Consider the following 21,292-nt stretch of genomic DNA (forward strand, 5'->3'; position numbering starts at 1 on the left):
TTAGAATTTATATGAATGATATTTCAGCCCGAATTGCGGCGCTTTCTCCAGAAAAACGCAAGCTACTATTGCAAAGTTTAAATAATAAAAAAGCTAGTGTTTCACCTCAAATCATCAAATCGCATCGAGAAAAAAATCGCTTTCCCCTTTCTTTTGCTCAACAAAGATTATGGTTTCTCGATCAATTGCAACCAGGAAACCCAGCATTGAATATTTTCTTACCAATGCGCTTAACAGGACAATTAAATTTAGAGGCATTAAAACGTAGTTTCAACGAAGTCATCAACCGTCATGAAGCACTACGAACTCAGTTTATTCTTGTGAATGGAGAACCGTTTCAAGTCATTATTTCCAATCTAGAATTAAACATACCTGTTATTGATTTACAACAATCTCCAGCAAAAGAAGCAGAAGTATTGCAACTAACCAATCAAGCAGCACAGTTGCCTTTTAACTTAACCCAAACACCTTTACTACGAGTCACCTTACTGCGACTAGCAACAACAGAACACATTTTACTATTAGTAATTCATCATATTATCGCTGATGGTTGGTCGATTGGCATACTCACACGCGAACTGAATATTCTTTACAAAAGCTTTTGTCAAAATCAACCTTCTCCACTTCCTAACTTACCAATTCAATACGTTGATTTTGCAGTTTGGCAACGACAGTGGTTGCAAGGAGAACATTTAGCAGCACAAATTAAATATTGGCAACATCAGCTAGCAAATATCCCTGTACTGCAACTACCTACAGATTATCCACGCCCGACAGTACAAACTTTTCGTGGTGCTAGACAAGCTTTTGTATTACCTAAACCTACATTAGAAAAGCTAAAGGTAATTAATGCCCACAAAGGTATTACCCTGTTTATGACTCTGCTGGCAGCATTTCAAACTTTATTGTACTGGTACACAGGGCAAGAAGATATTGCGATCGGCACAGATATTGCTAACCGCAATCAACCAGAAACTAAGGATCTCATTGGCTTTTTTGCTAACCAATTAGTTCTGCGTACAAATTTGTCAGGAAACCCTACTTTTGAGGAACTATTACAACGAGTACGCGAAATAACTGTAGATGCTTATGCAAATCAAGATTTATCCTTTGACAAGTTAGTTGATATTATCAATCCTGAACGCCGATTGAATCGTTCGCCACTTTTTCAAGTAAAAATCATTTTAGAAAATACTCAATCATCTAATTTAGATCTCACTGGCTTAACTGTAAGTTCAGCTAAATTCGAGAATCCAACAACTCAATTAGATTTGTTATTAGAGTTAACCGAAAAACAAGAGGGTTTAGTTGGTGTTTTAGAGTACGATACTGATTTATTTAATGATACAACTGCAAGGCAAATTTCAAATAGTTTTGAAGCTATTTTACATCACATTATAGAACAACCCAATATACACTTACAAGATTTAATCAAAAAAATTACACAGAGTAATAAACAAAATGAACTGATTCAGAATCAAAAAACAAAAGCGCAATATCAGCAAAAACTAAAACTAATCAAGCGTAAAATCATTCAGACGCATAATATGGAGATTGCAGAATGAAATCAGGGTTGCAAATCAATAACGCTAGAAAGCGTCAAGGCATGTCTCAAGAAAAGTTAGTTGCGATCGCCGAACCAAATAAAAACTATCCATTTATCGTTCAACCAGTTATTAAAAATCTAGATCTGGCAGATTGGGCAATAGGCAACCAAGAATTTATCACAACTAATTTGCTTAAATATGGCGTCATTCTTTTTCGGGGATTTAACGTTACTACCGCGCCAGAGTTTGAAAGATTTAGTCGAGTTGTTTGTACCGAGTTATTTAATGCGAACGGAGAACATCCCCGCGAAAATATCGAGAGTAATGTTTATACTCCAGTTTTTTATCCTGGCGATCGCAAGTTGCTGTGGCATAACGAAAATTCTTTCAATCATCACTATCCGATGAAAATTTTATTTTGTTGTCGGCAACCAGCACAACAGGGAGGAGAAACACCAATTGTTGATAGCCGTAAGGTTTTTGAGTTAATTGACCCAAAAATCAAGGAAAAATTTATCAACAAAAATATCATGTATGTTCGTAATTATGGCGATGGATTTGGTTTAAATTGGGAAACTGTTTTTCAAACATCAGATCAAGCCAAAGTTGAAGCTTATTGTCGGCAAAATTTCATCGATTTTGAGTGGAAATCTCATGGAGGATTGCGAACTCGTGCAATACGTCCCGCAGTTATTAAGCATCCAAAAACAAGCGAAATATCTTGGTTTAATCAAGCGCAACATTGGCATCCGGCTTGTTTAGATACAGATACAAGAGAATCTTTCTTTGCTTCCTTTACAGAAGAGGATTTCCCACGCAACTGCTACTACGCTGATGGTAGTCGAATAGAAGATTCGGTAATGAGAGAAATTTGTGCAGTTTATCAACAGTTAGAAGTGAGTTTTCCTTGGGAAGTAGGAGACGTTTTACTACTTGATAATGTTTTGACGGCACACGCCCGCAATCCCTTTGTAGGAGAAAGAAAATTACTCGTTGCAATGGGTGAAATGACTAGTTTTTAGAATTTATAAACTTAACGGTAAGAAGCAATGCAAAGTCAAATTCAAGGATTTCAGCTTTCTCCACAACAACAGCGTCTTTGGATACTGCAAGAAAATAATCATACTTATTATAGCCAGTGTGCAATTTTAATAGAGGGCAATCTCGATGTGGAACTATTGCGATCAACTTTACAGAAAGTAGTCGATCGTCATGAAATTTTGCGGACAAATTTCCATCGTGCTTGGGGCATCAAAGTTCCCCTTCAGGTTATTAACAATGAGAATATCTCGATTGATATCCAAAATTTAGGAGATAATTACTGCAAAGCAGATATAAGTCAATTATTCCAGCAAGCTAGACTGAATCAGTTGCATTGGGAGAAAGATTCGCTACTACATCTATCTTTAATGAATTTTTCTGTCAACAAATTGCTATTAATCAGTTTACCTGCGTTATGTGCAGATTTAACAACGCTGCATAACCTTGTTCGCGAACTAGCTTGCTGCTATACAGATGAAGAAATAACCGACGAACCACTGCAATATGCGGATATCGCTGCATGGCAGAATGAATTACTCACTGAAGCCAAAACAACGTCCTGGCAGCAACCGGATATTTCTAGCTTAAAAAACTTACAATTAGTTAGTGAGAAACTTTGTACAGAAAACTCTGAATTTGAACCACAATGTATCAATTTACCAATTAATAACAATTTATTAGAAAAAATAAAACTAATTGCAGACAAGTATCAAGCTTCTTTAAGCGGGTTGTTGTTAACTTGTTGGCAGATTTTGCTATGGCGTCTGACGGGACAATCTAATTTGCTACTGGGTATTGGTGTTGACGGTCGCAACTATGAAGAATTAAAACCAGCACTGGGTTTGTTGGCAAAATATTTACCACTTGTCTGCGATATAAGTCTAGATATTCAATTTCATGAGTTGATGTCGCAGACAGAACAAATGACCAAGGAAATTTTAGAATGGCAGGAAAGCTTTATTTGGGAAGTGGAAGATGATCCACAGTTTTCCTTCTTTCCGTTTTGTTACGAATTTACAGATTTACCAAAAACCTACTCTGCGGGTAGTATCTCATTTTCTATCTGCCAACGCTACGTTTGTACTGACCGATTTAAAGTAAAACTTAGCTTTTTTACAGAAGATAATACGCTAAACGCAGAGTTTCACTATGATACTAGCTTGTTTACACCTGAAGCTATTCAATGTTTAGCAGAACAGTTTCAAACGTTGTTGACAAGTGTTAGCCAAAATCCAGAAGCGACAATAACACGCTTAGATGTTCTCAGTATGAGGGAAAGAGAACAACTGTTATTTAAATTTAACGACACTCAAACTCCTCTACCAAAATACGAATGCGTTCATCATTGGTTTGAAGAACAATGTGCTACTACCCCCGATCGCATTGCAGTTGTCTTTGGCGAACAACAATTAACCTATCACCAACTGAATACCTGTGCGAACCAACTAGCACATTACTTGCACTCATTGAAAATTGCACCCGACACATTAATTGGTTTATATGTAGAACGTTCTCCCTTGATGGTCATTGGGCTGTTGGGTATCCTCAAAGCAGGTGCAGCTTACATTCCAATTGACCCCAGTTATCCCCCAGAACGTCAAGCTTATATTTTCAGGGATACGCAAACACCACTCGTACTAACACAGCAATCTTTAACCGCAAATATCCTTGCAGATAATCTCAAAGTTGTTTGTCTAGATCGCGATTGGGATCTGATTGCTAGCCAACCAACAGAAAACCCTGTGACTTCTACAACCGCACTCAACTTAGCATATGTCATCTATACTTCTGGTTCCACAGGAGAACCGAAAGGAACTCTCATTCCGCATCAAGGTTTAGTTAACTACTTAAGCTGGGCGACTCAAGCGTATGCAGTTGCAGAAGGTACAGGAACGCTGGTTCATTCGTCGCTGGGGTTTGACCTAACGATTACTAGCTTGTTTACGCCATTATTAGTAGGAAATCAAGTTGAACTTTTACCCGATCAGAGTATAGAAAGCCTTGCTACGACACTGAAAGAACGAAATAACCTCAGTCTTGTTAAACTGACACCTTCTCATCTCAAGTTACTCAGTCAACAACTATCACCTCACCAAGTTGCAGAGAGAACACGCACTTTTGTGATTGGTGGTGAAAACCTCACGTTAGAAAATATCGCCTTTTGGCAAGACTTCGCCCCAGAAACAATCTTAGTGAACGAATATGGACCAACAGAAACTGTAGTGGGTTGCTGCATTTACCAAGTACCCACAAACCTGCATCAATCTGGTTCAATTCCCATTGGACAAGCGATCGCCAATACCCAACTTTATGTTTTAGACGAATACTTGCAACCAGTACCGTTAGGCGTTATCGGCGAACTTTACATTGGAGGCGCAGGACTCGCACGCGGTTACTACAACCGCCCAGAATTAACAGCAGAAAAATTTGTTCCTCACCCCTACAGCAACGAACCAGGGGCGCGTCTTTATAAAACAGGCGACTTAGTTAAATTTCGACCGGATGGCTTGCTGGAGTTTATCGGACGGATCGACGAACAAGTCAAAATTCGCGGCTTCCGCATCGAACTAGGAGAAATTGAGTCTACACTATTGCAGTATCCCGCAATCAAAGACTGCGTAGTTACAGTACGCCAAGAAGCAGACGACCAACGTTTAGTTGCTTACATTGTTCTTAAACAATCATCCTTTTCAATCGGCAATCTCAAAAAATTCCTGCAACAGCAACTCCCTGAATACATGATACCTTCAGTATTTATCACATTGAAGGAATTACCATTAACAGCAAATGGTAAAGTAAATCGCCAAGAGTTACCAGCACCAGATCAAGTACGACCAGAACTCGATGAATTTTATGTTGCTCCGCGCAATTCAACTGAAGAAAAAATAGCTAAAATCTGGGCACAAATCTTGAAATTAGAGCGGATCGGTATCCACGACAACTTCTTTGATTTAGGAGGACATTCTTTACTCATAACTCAAGTAATATCCCGTTTACGTGATATTTTTGATGTAGAAATCTTCGTCCAGCAAACGTTTGAAACACCCACAATCGCCGATTTAGCACTCATTGTGACACAAAAGCTTGCCGAACAAACCGACACAGAAATTTTAGCTCAAGCATTCGCTGAATTAGAACTATTAGAAGAGCAAAATCAAGAAGTCTAATCAATCCAAATTCCTATTAATAAAAAATAGAAAGATAAAATTCACACACAGCATTTGCACACCATTAGTAAAACCTCTCTTCATTCTTTCCTCTGCGTTCTCTGCGTCTGAAGTGGTAGCCTGCGGCATGCCGCTCCGCGTCTACGTTAAAAAATAGTTCTCACAAATCAGATAGGAGTGCTATAACTCTTCAAAAGAAATTTATATAGTCAAATAATAGAAATAAATGAGTAACCTACTAAACCGCATTAAAGAACTATCTCCAGAACAACAAGAAAAACTTCTGGAAAAATTGAACCAGAAAAAGCACAATGCCTCACACACCAAAATTCAACCACAAAGTCGAAATACAAAAATTTTTCCACTATCATTTGCTCAACAACGTTTATGGTTTTTTCATCAATTAGAACCAGATAGCTGTGCCTATAATATTCCGACCGCAGTTCGTTTAACTGGCAATCTCAACGTAACAGCACTTTCTCGTAGCATTAATGAACTCATCCGTCGTCATGAAACGCTACGAACAACATTTCAGATAGAAAACGGGGAAGCTGTACAAGTTATTCATGAGTCATCTAAATTCGAGTTATCAATAATTAATTTGCAGTTTCTCGCTAAAACTGAACAACACAATGAAGTCATCAAACTAGCAACTTCTGAAGCTCAAAGACCCTTCAATCTAGTAACAGAATCGTTATTACGAGTAACATTATTGCAGCTTGGTGCAGCAGAACACGTCGTCTTATTTACGATGCATCATATTGTCTCCGATGGCTGGTCAACGGGGATACTTATAAAAGAATTAACCGCACTCTATCAAGCTTTTTCTACTAACACACCTTGCATACTTCCGAAACTACCAATTCAGTATGCAGATTTTGCCGTTTGGCAAAGACAGTGGTTGCAAGGAGAAGTACTACAAAATCAACTAACTTACTGGAAGCAAAAACTAGGCGGAACTTTACCAGTTTTAGATTTACCAACAGATCGTCCCCGTCGTGCAATTCAAACTGATTGCGGCGCGATCGCATCCCTAAATCTATCCGAGTCATTATCCACAGCGATTAAAACCCTTTCCCAACAGCAAGGGGTGACATTATTCATGACTTTGCTAGCTGCATTTAAGTTACTACTATGTCGCTACACGCAGCAAACCGATATTATTGTTGGCACTCCGATTGCTAATCGCAACCGCTCGGAAATTGAAGGGCTAATTGGTTTTTTTGTCAATACATTAGTATTACGTACTGATCTTGCAGGTAATCCAAGTTTTCGAGAGCTTTTAGAACGAGTGCGAGAAGTAACATTGGGTGCATACACGCATCAAGACTTACCTTTTGAGCAGTTAGTTGAAGAACTCCAACCCGAACGTGATTTAAGCCACAATTCGTTGTTTCAGGTGATGTTTATCCTGCAAAACGCACCAACCGAGACTTTGCAACTTCCAGGATTAACACTTAGCCCGCTTGCCGTCGAAAGCCAAACCGCAAATTTTGACTTAACGCTGTCAATGGTCGAGACAGAACAAGGATTGAGTGGGTGGTTTGAATACAATACAGATTTATTTGATGCTACAAGAATTACCCGCATGATTGAGCATTTTCAGACTTTACTAACTGGTATTGTTGCGAATCCCGATCGGCGGTTGTCTGAATTACCTATTTTAACTGCAACAGAAAAGTATCAAATTCTAGAAGAGTGGAATAGCAAGTCCCTAGATGTACCTCAGCAGTGCATCCATACTTTATTTGAAGCCCAAGTAGCGCAAACCCCCGACACAGTTGCGATCGCAACTGCTTTAGATGAATACCTTACCTATACACAACTCAACGAGCGTGCTAACCAACTCGCCCACTACTTGCAAGCCTTGGGAGTCAAACCAGAGGTTGTTGTGGGTATTTGTATGGAGCGATCGCTCGATTTAATCGTAGCAGTTTTAGCAATTCTCAAAGCAGGCGGAGCTTATTTACCACTAGATCCTGCATATCCGCAAGCACGACGCGCATTTATGCTAGCAGACGCTCAAGTATCAATCCTGCTTACCCAACCCCACTTACTCGCATCATCACATCACAATCAAGTTTGTTTAGACAATACCACCTGGGAACAAATCGCCAGCGAAGCTAAGGAAAACCCTAAAATTGCAGTTATCCCAGACAACCTTGCTTACGTCATCTACACCTCTGGTTCCACAGGTAAATCGAAAGGCGTGATGGTAGCTCATCGTAGCCTTGTTAACGCCTATTATGCTTGGGAAGAAGCTTATCAACTACACAAAGTTAATTGTCATCTGCAAATGGCAAGTTTTTCCTTCGATGTTTTTGCAGGCGATCTAGTCCGTGCATTATGTTCTGGTGGAAAGTTAGTGTTGTGTCCTCGTGATTTTTTACTCGAACCTCAAAAACTTTATCACCTCATGCTGCAACAACAGGTGGATTGCGCTGAATTTGTTCCAGGAGTGTTACGCAATTTGATCGAGTATCTCGAACAGTCACAACAGCATCTTAATTGGATGCAACTGCTCATTTGTGGTTCTGATAGTTGGTACATCAATGAATATAAAAAATTTCAAAATTTTTGTAGCCCTGAAACACGATTAATTAACTCTTTTGGTTTAACCGAAGCAACAATTGATAGTTCTTATTTTGAAGTATATACAGTCAACTTATCAGTCGAACAATTAGTTCCGATCGGCAGACCATTTGCTAATACTCAAATCTATATTTTAGACAATGCCTTACAGCTTGTACCAGTTGGAGTTACAGGAGAAATTTATATTGGTGGTGCTGCTTTAGCTAGAGGCTATCTCCATCAACCACATTTAACTGCTCAAAAATTCATTCCTCATATTTTTAGTAAAAAACCATCAGATCGCCTATATAAAACAGGTGATATAGGTCGTTATCTTCCAAATGGAAATATTGAACTACTGGGTCGAATTGATAATCAAATCAAATTACGTGGTTTTCGGATTGAATTAGGTGAAATTGAGGCAGCATTAAGGCAATACCCAGAAATACATGAGGCTGTAGTTATAGTCCGAGAAGATACACCAAACCAACCGAATTTAATTGCTTATATAGTCACATCAACATTTCAACATACCAATTTACAGTCAAGTGAACTACGCAAGTTTTTACAGACACGCTTACCTAATTACATGGTTCCCTCCGCCTTTGTCGAACTAGAAAAATTACCACTAACGCCAAATGGGAAGATAGACCGTCGTGCCTTACCAGTACCAACACAGGAGTTGAAAATAACCTTTACTCCCCCTCGAAATGTTATAGAAAAAACTCTAGCAAACATTTGGCAAGAAATTCTTAATATCGAAGAAATTGGTATTCATAACAACTTTTTTGAATTAGGAGGACATTCTCTGTTAACAACTCGGTTAATGCTGCAAATTCACTCAGCATTTCAAGTTGATTTACCCTTAAAAGTTTTGTTTGAGTCACCTACCATAGCTAGTTTAGGTGAGAGCATTCATAATATTTTAAATTCAGCTCATACAAGTTTAAGTAATGAAAAAGAGACGAATTTAATTGATTTAAATACTGAAGCAGTTCTAGATGGCAAAATTATTCCTGAAGGAGAGATAACAACTCAATTATCGTGTATTCTTTTAACAGGAGCAACAGGTTTTCTCGGCGCATTTTTACTCTATGAACTTTTGCAGCAAACTCAAGCAGATATCTATTGCTTGATCCGCGCTTCTACGCTAGAAGAAGGTAAAAATAAGTTACAAAAAAATCTCGAATCTAAATTACTCTGGCATAAATCTTATAGTTCTAGAATCATTCCTATCATTGGAAACTTGTCGCAACCACTTTTAGGGCTTTCTGAAGAAAAGTTTCAAGAACTGGCAGCCAAAATTGATGTTATCTATCACAATGGGGCTTGGGTACATCATATTTATCCCTATTCTGTTCTCAAAAATACGAATGTTTTGGGCACACAAGAAGTATTGAAATTAGCCTGTAAAACTAAATCTAAACCTTTACATTATGTTTCCACTTCTAGTGTTTTCTCTGTAGCAGGTATGTCAGGAAAATTAAGTATTAAAGAAGATGATAAATTGAATGATTATGCGCTACCTGATAACGGCTATGTTCAAACCAAATGGGTAAGTGAAAAGTTAGTTAATATTGCACGAGCAAGAGGATTGCCAGCTTATATCTATAGAATTGGACGTGTATCGGGACATAGCCAAACTGGTGTTTTTAATAGTAATGACTTTGTTTATAGATTAATTATTGGTTGCGTACATCTTGGTAGTGTACCCAATGTAGATATTATGGAAGACATTCTACCAGTTGATTACGTCAGTCAAGCTATCATTCACCTGTCAAAACATCAAAGAGACAAAGATAAAAATTTTCATTTGGTAAATTCTCAACTTCTTCACACAGATATGCTGCTTAAAGTTATTAATTCGCTTGGTTATCAAATTCAACAGATTTCCTACAATCCATGGTACAACAAGTTAATTGATACTGCTGGTTCTTCGCCAGAGCATCCTTTATATCCTTTAGTGCCTTTTTTCTCAGCTAGAGAATCGGAGACAAGTTCTCAACCCATAGCTTTAGAGTTTGATTGTAAAAATACTATGGCTGGTCTTGCAGATACATCTATTGTTTGTCCGGCAATTGATGAAAAACTACTGACTACTTATATTTCGTACATGATGCGCACCGGATTTTTATAGCCTGCTATTTTTTTGAAGTTAGTAAAAGATTCAACTCAAATTAATTCAACAAAGGTTTAAACAGTATGCCAACATCTAGCTTATTAACTAACAATACAAATCTCACTAATCATCAACAGCAATATTTAGAAAAATTCATTGCACGTTATAATCAAAAAACTCAAAAATCGAAACAACAAACACAAAAATATCGCCCAGTTCTAGCTGATGTCAGAGGCTCTGCAGGGTTTCGGGCAGAATACAAAGAAATTGTCTATCCGATCATTGGTAAGTATGCTGTTGGCTCAAAAATGTGGGATATCGACGAGAATGAATATGTAGACCTAATGATGGGATTTGGAGTCAATCTTTTTGGTTATAATCCACCCTTTCTAAAGGAAGCTATTACACAACGACTTGAGCAAGGTATCCACTTTGGACCGCAATCAGATTTAGCGGGAGAGGTAGCTGAGTTATTCAGCAAATTAACTGGAATGGAACGAGTTGCTATCAGCAATACGGGTACTGAAGCTGTCATGACAGCATTACGTTTAGCACGAGCTGCAACCGGACGTCATAAAATTGTCATGTTTTCTGGCTCCTATCACGGGCATTTTGATGGCACTCTAGCAAAATCTCAAATTGTTGATGGCATTGCAACAGTTATGCCTACAGATATAGGAATACCACACAATATCATTGCTGATGTTTCAGTATTAGAATACGGAAATTTTCAAGCATTGGAAGTTATTAAAGCAAATGCGGATGACTTAGCAGCTGTCATTATTGAACCTATACAAAATAGCCGTCCTGATTTACAACCGCGCGAATTTTTGCAAGAATTGCGGCAATTAACAGCAGAATTTGGTATTGCCTTAATCTTTGATGAAATGCTAACAGGTTTCCGCATTCATCCGAATGGCGCACAAGGATGGTTTGGCATTCAAGCAGATATTGCAACTTATGGAAAAATAGTAGGTGGAGGGATGCCTATTGGTATTATTGCTGGCAAAGCTACTTATCTCGATCGCATTGATGGTGGGATGTGGAACTATGGAGATACATCTTCTCCACAGGTAGAAACGACTTTCTTTGCTGGTACTTATTGCAAACACCCTTTAGCAATGGCAGCAGCATTAGCAGTACTAAAACACCTCAAAAAAGAAGGAGCTTCACTTTACCAGAACCTCAACGATCGCACGACTCAATTCATCAATCAGCTCAATACTTATTTTGCACAAGATGAGGTTCCTATCCGATTAGCAAATTGCGGTTCTATTTTTAATGCTGTGCCCTTAGATGATTCTGTAGCCTCTGATAATGCAGCAGATGCTAACTTAGGTTTAATTTATTACCACCTCATTGAAAAAGGTGTTTTTCTCCGTCCAGGTGGTGGTTTACTCTCTACAGCCCATAGTGACGAAGATATCAATTACATAATTGAAGCAGTTAAAGAAAGTGTTCAAAACCTGCGAGAAGGACATTTTTTACCTTGATTAAATTACATCACAAATGATATTTAAGGAGATTAATATATGAATAGAGAACAGATGGAAGACAATACAATTTACAAAGTTGTCGTAAATCATGAAGAACAATATTCTATTTGGTTTGCAGATCAACAAAATCCTCTTGGTTGGCGTGATGCGGGTAAAACTGGTTTGAAAGCGGAGTGTCTTGAATATATTAAAGAAGTGTGGACTGATATGAAACCACTTAGTCTTCGCAAGCAAATGGAAGCTTCCAATATCTATCACAGCTAATTGTCATCAGGAGATTTTCAATTCAGATTGCACATTGAAACGTGGTGACTACATCAACATCTAATTGGATTTACCCTAACCCCAATCTTCAAGCAAGCTTGCGTCTATTCTGTTTTCCGTATGCAGGTGGCGGTGCTTTGAACTTTCGCACCTGGTCGAATAGTTTACCACCAACGCTTGAAGTTTGTCCTGTCGAACTTCCTGGGCGAGGCAGAAGGTTCACAGAAACCCCATTTAACAGGTTAGAACCTCTGGTAAAAGCGATCGCCCGCGCTCTTGTACCATATTTAGATAAACCATTCGCTTTCTTCGGTCACAGTATGGGTGGGCTTGTGAGCTTTGAGCTTACCCGCCTGCTGTACAAACAGCATGGTATTAGTCCAGTACATCTATTTATATCCGGTCGCCGCGCTCCTCAATATGTTTGCGATGCACCGATCCACGCCCTACCAGAACAGGAATTCTTAGCAGAACTGCGCCATCTTAACGGTACACCTGAAGCAGTGCTACAGAATGTTGAACTGATGAAACTGCTGATTCCTACACTACGGGCAGACTTCGCCATACTGGAAACTTACGCTTATACTAGCGAGCCACCGCTGGAATGTCCGATCGCTGTTTTTGGTGGGTTACAAGACAAAGAAGTCACCCGCGAACAGCTTGCAGCATGGCAGCAACAGACAAGCGCTTCCTTTTCATTACAAATGCTTCCTGGCGATCACTTTTTTATCCACTCGGCTCAAGCACTTTTACTCCAAAGCCTAGTTCAAAAACTCAACTTGCAACAGTAAGTCCACGGAGATGGACTTCGTTTATCTAGCGGCGAATTTATTCACTCAGCTAAAAGACCTGACGCTCGGCTAGATGGGCAAGAATCTCTGGATGCGATCGCCACACAGGACGCAACTGTTTGCGGGCGAATAACTGCAGTTGATCTCCTACGTGCGGGGAATCAGGCTGAGTCGCGTTACCATAGCTGTTGAGTACCATAGCCCGTACCGGATTAGAAAACTCAATTGCTGCAACAAAGGAATCTCCAGCGACCGATTGAAAGCGTCCATCTTCTGAGGGAGCAAAATCTAGAACGCGGAAAATTCCGAAACCTCCAGAACCACCATTGCTCGGTAAATCTACATCGCCGTAACTTAACCGAAAAACTTCTCCCCACGCGACATCCAGCGCTCCATAAGCTTTTTCAACCTTTGCTGCTGCGGTTTCTAGGGTTGCTACTGCGCTCTGAGGATTTGCTAAACCATCAGGAGTCACCAGCGGAGAATCTTCATTCCAAGGCTTACTAAACCCCTGCTCAAAATCCATTGCTTCTGCCCAAGCGGCAAAGAGGACTGCACCTCGGCTATCTGCATTTGCTTGGCGATCCCAAGTATTTAGTACATCCGCTGCTCGACGTGCTAAATCACTTCCCTGTTGGCGGGCTGCCGGAATGAGATCGTCTAGTATGCGATCGGCAAGCTCCATACGTGTCGAATGTTTGTAATCGATCATCTGTGAAAAAGACATTTTTTGATTTTCTGTCAGCATCTTCACAGAGCGCTGCGATCGCCAATCCATAAAACGTGGTGCCATATAGGGCGGGAATTTATCAGGATCGAGGGCGAGGGGAAAAGTCGTTGTCCACGGTGGATCGTTAGTATTCTGCAACCAGCCGCTTGCGGGATCGATGACGCGCGGTAGATCTTCATAGGAGTGGGTTTTTGTCCACAGTGTGTCAGATATATTCCCTGGTATAGTCCCTTGCCAGAATTCAAAGTCACCTTTGGCTCGAACTGGAACTTGACCATTAAACAGGTGCATAATATGCCCCTCGCGATCTGCATACATCACCGTAAACATTGGCAGTTGTAGTCGCTTCAAAGCAACTTCAAACTCAGAAAGATTAGTGGCACGCGCCATATCCCACCACTCCTCAAGTACGCCTGGTTGGTCAAGACCAACAACACGTAAAGCCAAAGTTTTGCCATTATGGGTAACAAGGGGACCATGTACGGAACGTTTTACTACAAGTGGCTCTAAACGCACCGTGCCGTCCTCCTGCTTGACTTTCAAGGCAAGAGTTTTTGTCTCAAAGGCGCGAACTTGTCCATCGAAGCGATAACCCTTGTCTGCAAGTGTGAGTTCATAAGTATCCCATCCATCATGCGTGTTGACTGTGTGAGTCCAGCCGAGGTAGTCATTGAACGCGATCGCTAACACAGGAATGCCGACGAGTGTTGCTCCGTAAGCATCAATTCCTGGAGCCGTTATCTGGGCTTCATACCACAAAAATTGATCTGACCACGGTAGATGCGGATTCGCTAGCAGCATTGCATTTCCACTCGCAGACTTTGAAGGTGCGATCGCCCAAGCATTCGACCCTGCTGAGTAGTCTTCGTCACTTATATCTGCAACTTTATGCGGGTTGACTACAAAAGTAAAATGAAGCAAGTGTTGAACATGAGCTAGCACATCTTCTGGTTTGACTGGCAGTACAGCTTTAACTTCGTCATCAATGCGATCGCTGTGTTCTTGAGCATAAGCGTTAATCCCAGCAGTGAAGGCATCGAGATAGTTGCGAAAAGTTGGGGGTTGTGCCAGATACCATGCGCGGGCACGTTCTGGGATGTCCATAGTCTGTACCCAGCGATCTGAGTCTAGATACTTTTCTCCCCAGTATTCAGCAGCGCGTCCCCGTGCTTGACCATAGAGACGCAAAATTAAATCGCCGTGGCTTTGCATCTGCGCCCAACCAAAGGCTCGAAATGCACCCTCGTCATTCTTGCCATAAATATGGGGAACACCTACGGTATCCCAAAGTATTTCAGTCTCTTGAGGTTCTACTGCTGAACTTTTTAAACCCACTAATACGGTGAACATTAGACCGAGCAAAAACAAGCTCAAGCTCAATTTAGCAACGCGCCAATAGCGTAAGCTTTGAAAGAGTGAAAGATTTCCAAGACGGAGCAACTGCGAAGATACTGTGAACATTATTTTGATGGCGTAATAATCCTGACGTAATACCTTGTTGCGAAGAAGTTTTAATAATTTTTACTGAGAGGCGTGCAATATCTTGATGAAAAAGACGAGAATTTTGTTTAATACAACATTAATATGACAAGTTCAACGCCGTCCATAATATCACTAAACAGGAAAACTTCTCATTTCTACTTAAGGTTAATCGAGAAGATCAGTAGCTGGGCGTAATTATTGATCGCACGTTTTATGCTGGTTAATAGTTGCTCTACTGACCATTGACCGATAACAGCCCTTAAGTTACGTTGATTTTCACCCACTTACTAAACATCTTTTAATCTTTCAATAGAGATTTGTTAAAGTTCCTATGGGATTTGTAGATGATATATCGCAGTTGTAATCCCAGAGGTTATTAAATGGCAGCAGTTAACCTTTCTCAAGATGGTTACTCGCAAAACTTTGATTCTCTAATTAGTTCTGGTTCTGCAACTTGGGTTGATGACGCTACAATTCCAGGCTGGTACACAGCAAGAACCGGAACCGGAACAAGTATTGTCGCATCTACCGGAAGTAGTAATGCTGGAAATCTTTATAGTTTTGGTTTGGCAAGTGATAGTAGCGATCGCGCTTTGGGTTCAATTGGTTCAGGAAATGCAGCAGCAGGAGATTTCTATTGGGGAGTACGCTTAGTTAATGACACCAATGAGACAATCACTGGATTAGATATTAATTACTTTGGCGAACAGTGGCGCTTTAGTGGTGCAAATGCTGCCCAAACTGTTGATTTTTCTTACCAAATTGGAGCGCAAAATTTAACGACAGGTAACTGGATTAACTTCGATCCTCTAGACTTTACTAGTCCCATGACTAGTGGGACAACTGGAGCACTCAATGGTAATGCAGATGCTAATCGTACATTTAAATCAGCAACTTTGACAAATTTAGTCCTTGAAGCTGAACAAGAAATTTGGTTACGCTGGTTTGATCCCGATCATCCTGGCGCAGATCATGGTTTAGCAATTGATAATTTTACGATTGCCATTAGCGAACAAGGCGATCCAGATCCCGATCCAGTTGAACCTGGTGATGTGCGGATTTTTGATATTCAAGGAACATTGCACCGTTCACCCCTAGAAGGACAGCAAGTGACAAACGTTCCTGGAATTGTCACCGCCGTGAGAAATAACGGTTTCTACATTCAAGATGCGACGGGTGACGGTAATGATGCGACTTCAGATGGTATTTTTATCTTTACTTCTTCTGCTCCCAATGTTGCGGTAGGCGATGAAATTTTAGCTAGTGGAACTGTCGGCGAGTTTCGTCCTGGTGGTGCAAACAGCGGTAACTTGACAACAACGCAGATTGGTGGTGCAGGTAATCCAGCAGCAAATTTTAGCATATTGTCGCGTGGTAACGCGCTACCAGAAACAACAATTATTGGTTTAGAAGGAAGAAAGCCCCCTACCGAGAGAATTTATGGCGATGCTGTAGGAGGTAATGTCGAAAATCCTGGAAATGAGTTTAATCCACAACGCAACGGACTCGACTTTTACGAAAGTTTAGAAGGAATGCGCGTGCAAGTTGATGGTGGTGTTGTTGTCGGTCCGACAAACCGATTTAATGAAATTTGGGTACTAGGAGACAATGGTGTTGCGGCAACAGGGCGCACTCCGCGTGGTGGTATTGTGATTAGCCCTGACGACTTTAACCCTGAACGCATTCAGATTCAAATCGATAGTAGATTGACACCAGGAAGCGCACCTCAAGTCAATGTTGGCGATCGCTTAAATAGTGTCACTGGCATCATGGATTACAGCTTTGGTAACTTTGAAGTGTTGAGTACTGTTCCTGTAACAGCAACACCAGGAGGGTTACAGCGAGAAGTCACAACATTAGATTCTGTAGGCGATCGCTTAACAGTTGCGTCTTATAATATCGAAAACTTTCATCCTGGCAGTTCTGCATCACAAATTAACGGTGTCGCCGGACATATTGCCCAAAACCTGAAAGCACCAGACATTATTGCATTGCAAGAAGTTCAGGATAACTCTGGTCCAACAAATAACGGTATTGTAGATGCTTCCCAATCTTATCAGGTGTTAATTGATGCGATCGCTGCGCGTGGTGGACCTACATACAAGTTTCGCGACATCGCCCCTGTCGATGGACAAGACGGCGGACAACCTGGTGGGAATATTCGCGTTGGCTACCTCTACAATCCTGAACGGGTGAACTTTATCGATCGCCCTGACGGTACTGCAACAAGTGAAACGACAATTATTAACGGTCGGCTGTCAGAAAGTCCTGGTAGAGTAGAACCCAACGATCCAGCATTTGAGGATAGCCGTAAACCACTAGCTGGCGAGTTTGTCTTTAATGGTCAGCGGTTATTTTTAATCAACAATCACTTTAGCTCAAAAGGTGGTAGCGATCCGCTGTTTGGTCGCTTTCAACCGCCTAATAACAATGGAGAAGATGCGCGTACCGAACAAGCGCGGATTAATCGCGAGTTTGTCGAGGACATCTTAGCAGCAAATTCAGACGCCAGAGCAATTGTCTTAGGTGACTTAAATGAATTTCAGTTTTTCCCACCTTTGGAAGTTCTTGAGGGAGGTGCTGAACAAGTTCTGAACAATTTGACTGAAACCTTACCAGAAAATGAACGTTACAGCTACATTTTTGAAGGTAACTCGCAAGCCTTGGATCACATTTTAGTCACTGATAGCTTATTACCTAACGCTGAATACGATGTAGTTCATGTCAATGCAGAATTTGTCGATCAAGATAGCGATCACGATCCCTTACTATCGCGCTTTGCATTAGCAAATCCAACTTCCACAGTGGGTAATTCTCGTTTAGTGTTTGGAACTGCTAGTGATGATGAAATCGCCGCCCAAGGTAGACAGACTATCTTTGCAGGTAATGGTGATGACTTAGTAGGTCCTGCACCAGGTTTAACTGGTAACAATATCATTAATGGTGGCAGAGGTAACGACGAATTGTTTGCTCGTACCAATGATACTTTAATCGGTGGTTTGGGTAATGATTATTTAAATGCCGCAGATGGTACAGGTAATAATCAACTCTACGGTGGCATTGGTAATGATACTTTGTTTGCAGGTGGAGCCAATGATCGACTTTATGGTCAACTTGGTAACGATGTCCTTTATGCTGGTAGCGGTGGTAACTTCCTGAGTGGAGGTTTAGGAAACGATCAGTTTTGGATTGCGTTGAATCAACTACCAGAAACAGCAAATACGATTACTGACTTTAATCTAGGCAATAATGTCATTGGAATCGGTGGAATTGCACAGATCAACTCTTTTGATGACCTGACAATTGCCCAAACTGGTGCGAATACGTTAATTAGTGCTTTAGACCAAGATGTTGCTGTCCTCACAGGCGTTCAAGCTAGTACACTCAGTAGTAATAGTTTCGTATTTGCCTAATCTCTAGGTTCTTGTTGTGTTTAGGCGATCGCATCTCACGATCGCCTATTTGCTTCAGATAGATTTGAAAACTCACAGCCAAAACTCAGGGAGTCCTCAGATTGGCTAAGTATAATCTGAGCGATTAAGGCTGAATTGTACTTTCTAAGCTAGAACCTTGGTAAAGTTTGAGCTTGTCGAGGGCAAATTTGGTTTAACTGCTCGAAATGTGCAAAAACAGGAAAACTACTGTTAGTGTAGGTTCATTAAATTCAGTATGAGTGCAGCCGATGTTGCCAGAACCATTCAACTCATCATTGCTCCAGTAGTCCTGATTACTGCTTGCGCCATTGTTCAAGGCAGTGTTTTAGGGCGATTTATGGGCGTTGCTGAATGAACAGTGGATTAAGTGGCTAGGGGAAGTGTTTTAAATCTTAAATAGTGCATCAGTAGCCGGACTGAATATCGTAACATCTCAAGAGATTTTGAGTAACAAAGAGTGGCTCGATGTAACCTAGCTAAATAATGCCTTAATCTCGTATTCTCTCCTTCAACTCTCGTCAAGAGAATTTTAGGTAGCACTAAGTGCTTTTTTGGGTTGAGATAGTTAGCATAAACACAATATCCATCTGTTAAATACCTGCGGCTTTTCCAGGTTTGAATTCTCTGCCAAAGCTTGGCAAAAGTTTGACCACTGCGATCGCCTACTTCCATGGCTAAAATGCCAGGAGCATGATGATTGATAGCTGTCCAAAGCCAGATTTTGTCTGTTTTACAACCGACATAGGTTTGAAGTTCATCCAACTCGGCTACCGTCGGCTGCTCTTGTTCATCTTCTGGCAACTCTTGTGCTGATTCTTTGACCCAGTTGATGATAGTCGTATGGTGAATGCCTGTAACTCTTTCAATAGCGCGGAATCCCATGCCATTCAAGTACATCTGTAAACAAATCTTTTTAACTTGAGAGTGATAACCTTTGACCTGGTAAGATTCTCGGAAAAGGCGACCGCAATCCTTGCATTCAAACCTTTGCTTGCCATTCTGATGGCCATCTTTGCGAAGATTAGAGGAGTCGCACTGTGGACACTTCATCTAGACTGACCGAGTTTTGTTAACTCTTTCTTTTTTAGCATATCCACTACTTATTCAGCAACGCCCTTTGTTTTAGCCCAAACAGGTTTTATCGCTCATGCGAGCGTAAACGAGTTAAATTCTTTCTAGTCGTCAGTTTCTACTTCAATGCAAAGCAATTTTTTCACCGAGATTCTACTGCCACTAGCTCTGGCAGTTGTCATGCTAGGAATGGGGCTAAGTCTAGTTCCAAAAGACTTCCAACGCATTACCCGTGACCCCATAGCCGTTGCAGTGGGAACAATATGTCAAGTATTGCTACTACCGCTCCTTGGAGTGCTAATTACGCTCTTTGTTCCGATGCAGAGTGCGATCGCAGTAGGCTTAATTGTCCTTGCCGTCTGTCCTGGTGGTCCTTCCTCCAATCTTCTCTCCTATCTCGCAAAAGGTGATGTTGCTCTCTCAGTAACGCTCACAGCATTCAGCAGCATTATTACCGTATTTACGATTCCCATTTTTACCAATCTGGCACTCCAGCATTTCTTAGATCAAAGCGCTGCAATCTCACTGCCGATCGGACGAACAATGCTGCAAATCTTTCTGATCACATTGTTGCCAACTGCGCTCGGAATGGTCATTCGTCACCAGTTTCCCGATACAGCGAAGCGCATTGAAAAACAAATGAGTCGTCTTGCAGCAGGTTTACTGGCATTGATTATTGTGCTGATCTTGATTCGAGAAGGAAGTAAACTGCCAGGATTCATCGCACAGGTGGGAATCGGAGTTTTGTTACTCAATTTACTGGCAACATTGGCAGGATTTTGGATCGGAAAGCTGTTTCGTTTGCCGTTAGCTCAACAGATTTGTATTGCGATCGAGGTTGGAATTCAGAATGGAACGTTAGCGATCGCAATCACTGCTGGTTTACTCAATAATCTTGATATGGCTGTACCTGCGGCTGTTTATAGCTTGCTGATGTACGTAACTGGCTTCGGAGCTATTCTTTACGGTAGAAGAGTAAGCAGTAGTGTGTCTACCTCAAAATAGCTCAAGAATCACCGCGTATGATCCGGTTGGGGTCACGTTCTAACTTGTGGATGCGAGTGTAAATGAACAGTTGCACTTATTCAAAAGCTACACCACTAAATAAACAACTCAGACGAGCGCGCCCAAACTGAAATCGTTGCTTTGCATTTATTTATGGGAGATGCTCACACTCCTGCGAGTCAAGCTAGTGTCGCTCAGTTGCAGCACGGCTTCCTAAGTAATCCCGTGATAGCTACAGGATGTCTCAGTCAATCGTTTAGTTTTGAGGTGTTGAGCAACTCACACCTTATTTGTTACAAGCCTAATTAATGGTAGTTGCATTGCTTGCAGCGAGTACCAACAATATACCTTCATAGTTGCAGGTATATGTAACAGTGTTTGACAACTTACGTAGAAAGGCTTCGGCTTGATCCTAACCCATGACTCGAGCAAAAATTGTCTCTTAGTCGAATGGCACGAAGAAAAGCTCAAAGTGTTGCAGAATAAGCACTACAGCTTGTAATGCCCATTTAGCAGTAATAGCTTGACTCAGGCAATCGCTCTGAGAAAGATGATGTATGGTTGTCCAAAAATT

11 protein-coding genes are annotated in these 21,292 nt (G+C 40.9%); 9 read left to right on the forward strand and 2 right to left on the reverse strand.

Features of this window, described 5'->3' with window-relative positions; translation table 11 throughout:
• Nucleotides 1-11 precede the first annotated feature (11 nt).
• From IQ230_RS07940 to IQ230_RS07970, 7 genes are all read left to right on the forward strand, one after another.
• Nucleotides 12-1,565 (forward strand): condensation domain-containing protein, encoded by a 1,554-nt coding sequence (locus IQ230_RS07940; RefSeq protein WP_193931483.1) that lies wholly within the window; start codon nucleotides 12-14, stop codon nucleotides 1,563-1,565.
• On the forward strand, nucleotides 1,562-2,569 hold the full coding sequence (locus IQ230_RS07945; RefSeq protein ID WP_193931484.1) for a TauD/TfdA family dioxygenase: 1,008 nt from the start codon (nucleotides 1,562-1,564) through the stop codon (nucleotides 2,567-2,569). The genes IQ230_RS07940 and IQ230_RS07945 overlap by 4 nt, the downstream gene beginning before the upstream one ends.
• A gap of 27 nt (nucleotides 2,570-2,596) precedes the next feature.
• On the forward strand, nucleotides 2,597-5,755 hold the full coding sequence (locus IQ230_RS07950) for a non-ribosomal peptide synthetase (RefSeq protein WP_193931485.1): 3,159 nt from the start codon (nucleotides 2,597-2,599) through the stop codon (nucleotides 5,753-5,755).
• Between the two features lie 226 nt (nucleotides 5,756-5,981).
• Nucleotides 5,982-10,463 carry a non-ribosomal peptide synthetase family protein gene (locus IQ230_RS07955; RefSeq protein WP_193931486.1) on the forward strand — a complete coding sequence of 1,494 codons (4,482 nt, stop codon included), beginning with the start codon at nucleotides 5,982-5,984 and terminating at the stop codon, nucleotides 10,461-10,463.
• A gap of 65 nt (nucleotides 10,464-10,528) precedes the next feature.
• Entirely contained in the window at nucleotides 10,529-11,938 is a 1,410-nt protein-coding gene (locus IQ230_RS07960; protein WP_193931487.1) for an aspartate aminotransferase family protein, read from the forward strand.
• A gap of 39 nt (nucleotides 11,939-11,977) precedes the next feature.
• The gene (locus IQ230_RS07965; protein WP_193931488.1) at nucleotides 11,978-12,205 is read left to right on the forward strand and encodes an MbtH family protein; all 228 of its coding nucleotides are present in this window, start codon (nucleotides 11,978-11,980) and stop codon (nucleotides 12,203-12,205) included.
• Nucleotides 12,206-12,249: 44 nt separating this feature from the next.
• Complete coding sequence (locus IQ230_RS07970) at nucleotides 12,250-12,996, forward strand: thioesterase II family protein (protein WP_322742327.1); 747 nt, start codon at nucleotides 12,250-12,252, stop codon at nucleotides 12,994-12,996.
• 49 nt (nucleotides 12,997-13,045) lie between these two features.
• Here the strand turns inward: IQ230_RS07970 and IQ230_RS07975 are convergent, their stop codons facing one another.
• On the reverse strand, nucleotides 13,046-15,187 hold the full coding sequence (locus tag IQ230_RS07975; RefSeq protein ID WP_193931490.1) for an acylase: 2,142 nt from the start codon (nucleotides 15,185-15,187) through the stop codon (nucleotides 13,046-13,048).
• Between the two features lie 401 nt (nucleotides 15,188-15,588).
• Between IQ230_RS07975 and IQ230_RS07980 the strand changes: the two genes are divergently transcribed.
• Nucleotides 15,589-18,621: an endonuclease/exonuclease/phosphatase family protein gene (locus IQ230_RS07980; protein ID WP_193931491.1), complete on the forward strand. Its 3,033-nt coding sequence runs from the start codon at nucleotides 15,589-15,591 to the stop codon at nucleotides 18,619-18,621.
• A 384-nt stretch (nucleotides 18,622-19,005) separates the two neighbouring features.
• Here the strand turns inward: IQ230_RS07980 and IQ230_RS07985 are convergent, their stop codons facing one another.
• Nucleotides 19,006-19,692, reverse strand: a complete 687-nt coding sequence (locus IQ230_RS07985) for an IS1 family transposase (RefSeq protein ID WP_193931492.1) — start codon at nucleotides 19,690-19,692, stop codon at nucleotides 19,006-19,008.
• Nucleotides 19,693-19,839: 147 nt separating this feature from the next.
• Between IQ230_RS07985 and IQ230_RS07990 the strand changes: the two genes are divergently transcribed.
• Nucleotides 19,840-20,718, forward strand: a complete 879-nt coding sequence (locus IQ230_RS07990) for a bile acid:sodium symporter family protein (protein ID WP_193931493.1) — start codon at nucleotides 19,840-19,842, stop codon at nucleotides 20,716-20,718.
• Nucleotides 20,719-21,292: the final 574 nt, after the last annotated feature.

It is taken from the genome of Gloeocapsopsis crepidinum LEGE 06123, assembly GCF_015207655.1.
GTDB classification, from domain to species: domain Bacteria; phylum Cyanobacteriota; class Cyanobacteriia; order Cyanobacteriales; family Chroococcidiopsidaceae; genus Gloeocapsopsis; species Gloeocapsopsis crepidinum.

What these genes read in the sequence shown, in the direction of transcription:
- IQ230_RS07940 (WP_193931483.1), top strand. Translation starts at nt 12, where the DNA reads ATGAATGATATTTCAGCCCGAATTGCGGCGCTTTCTCCAGAAAAACGC.
- IQ230_RS07945 (WP_193931484.1), top strand. Translation starts at nt 1,562, where the DNA reads ATGAAATCAGGGTTGCAAATCAATAACGCTAGAAAGCGTCAAGGCATG.
- IQ230_RS07950 (WP_193931485.1), top strand. Translation starts at nt 2,597, where the DNA reads ATGCAAAGTCAAATTCAAGGATTTCAGCTTTCTCCACAACAACAGCGT.
- IQ230_RS07955 (WP_193931486.1), top strand. Translation starts at nt 5,982, where the DNA reads ATGAGTAACCTACTAAACCGCATTAAAGAACTATCTCCAGAACAACAA.
- IQ230_RS07960 (WP_193931487.1), top strand. Translation starts at nt 10,529, where the DNA reads ATGCCAACATCTAGCTTATTAACTAACAATACAAATCTCACTAATCAT.
- IQ230_RS07965 (WP_193931488.1), top strand. Translation starts at nt 11,978, where the DNA reads ATGAATAGAGAACAGATGGAAGACAATACAATTTACAAAGTTGTCGTA.
- IQ230_RS07975 (WP_193931490.1), bottom strand. Translation starts at nt 15,187, where the DNA reads ATGTTCACAGTATCTTCGCAGTTGCTCCGTCTTGGAAATCTTTCACTC.
- IQ230_RS07980 (WP_193931491.1), top strand. Translation starts at nt 15,589, where the DNA reads ATGGCAGCAGTTAACCTTTCTCAAGATGGTTACTCGCAAAACTTTGAT.
- IQ230_RS07985 (WP_193931492.1), bottom strand. Translation starts at nt 19,692, where the DNA reads ATGAAGTGTCCACAGTGCGACTCCTCTAATCTTCGCAAAGATGGCCAT.
- IQ230_RS07990 (WP_193931493.1), top strand. Translation starts at nt 19,840, where the DNA reads ATGCAAAGCAATTTTTTCACCGAGATTCTACTGCCACTAGCTCTGGCA.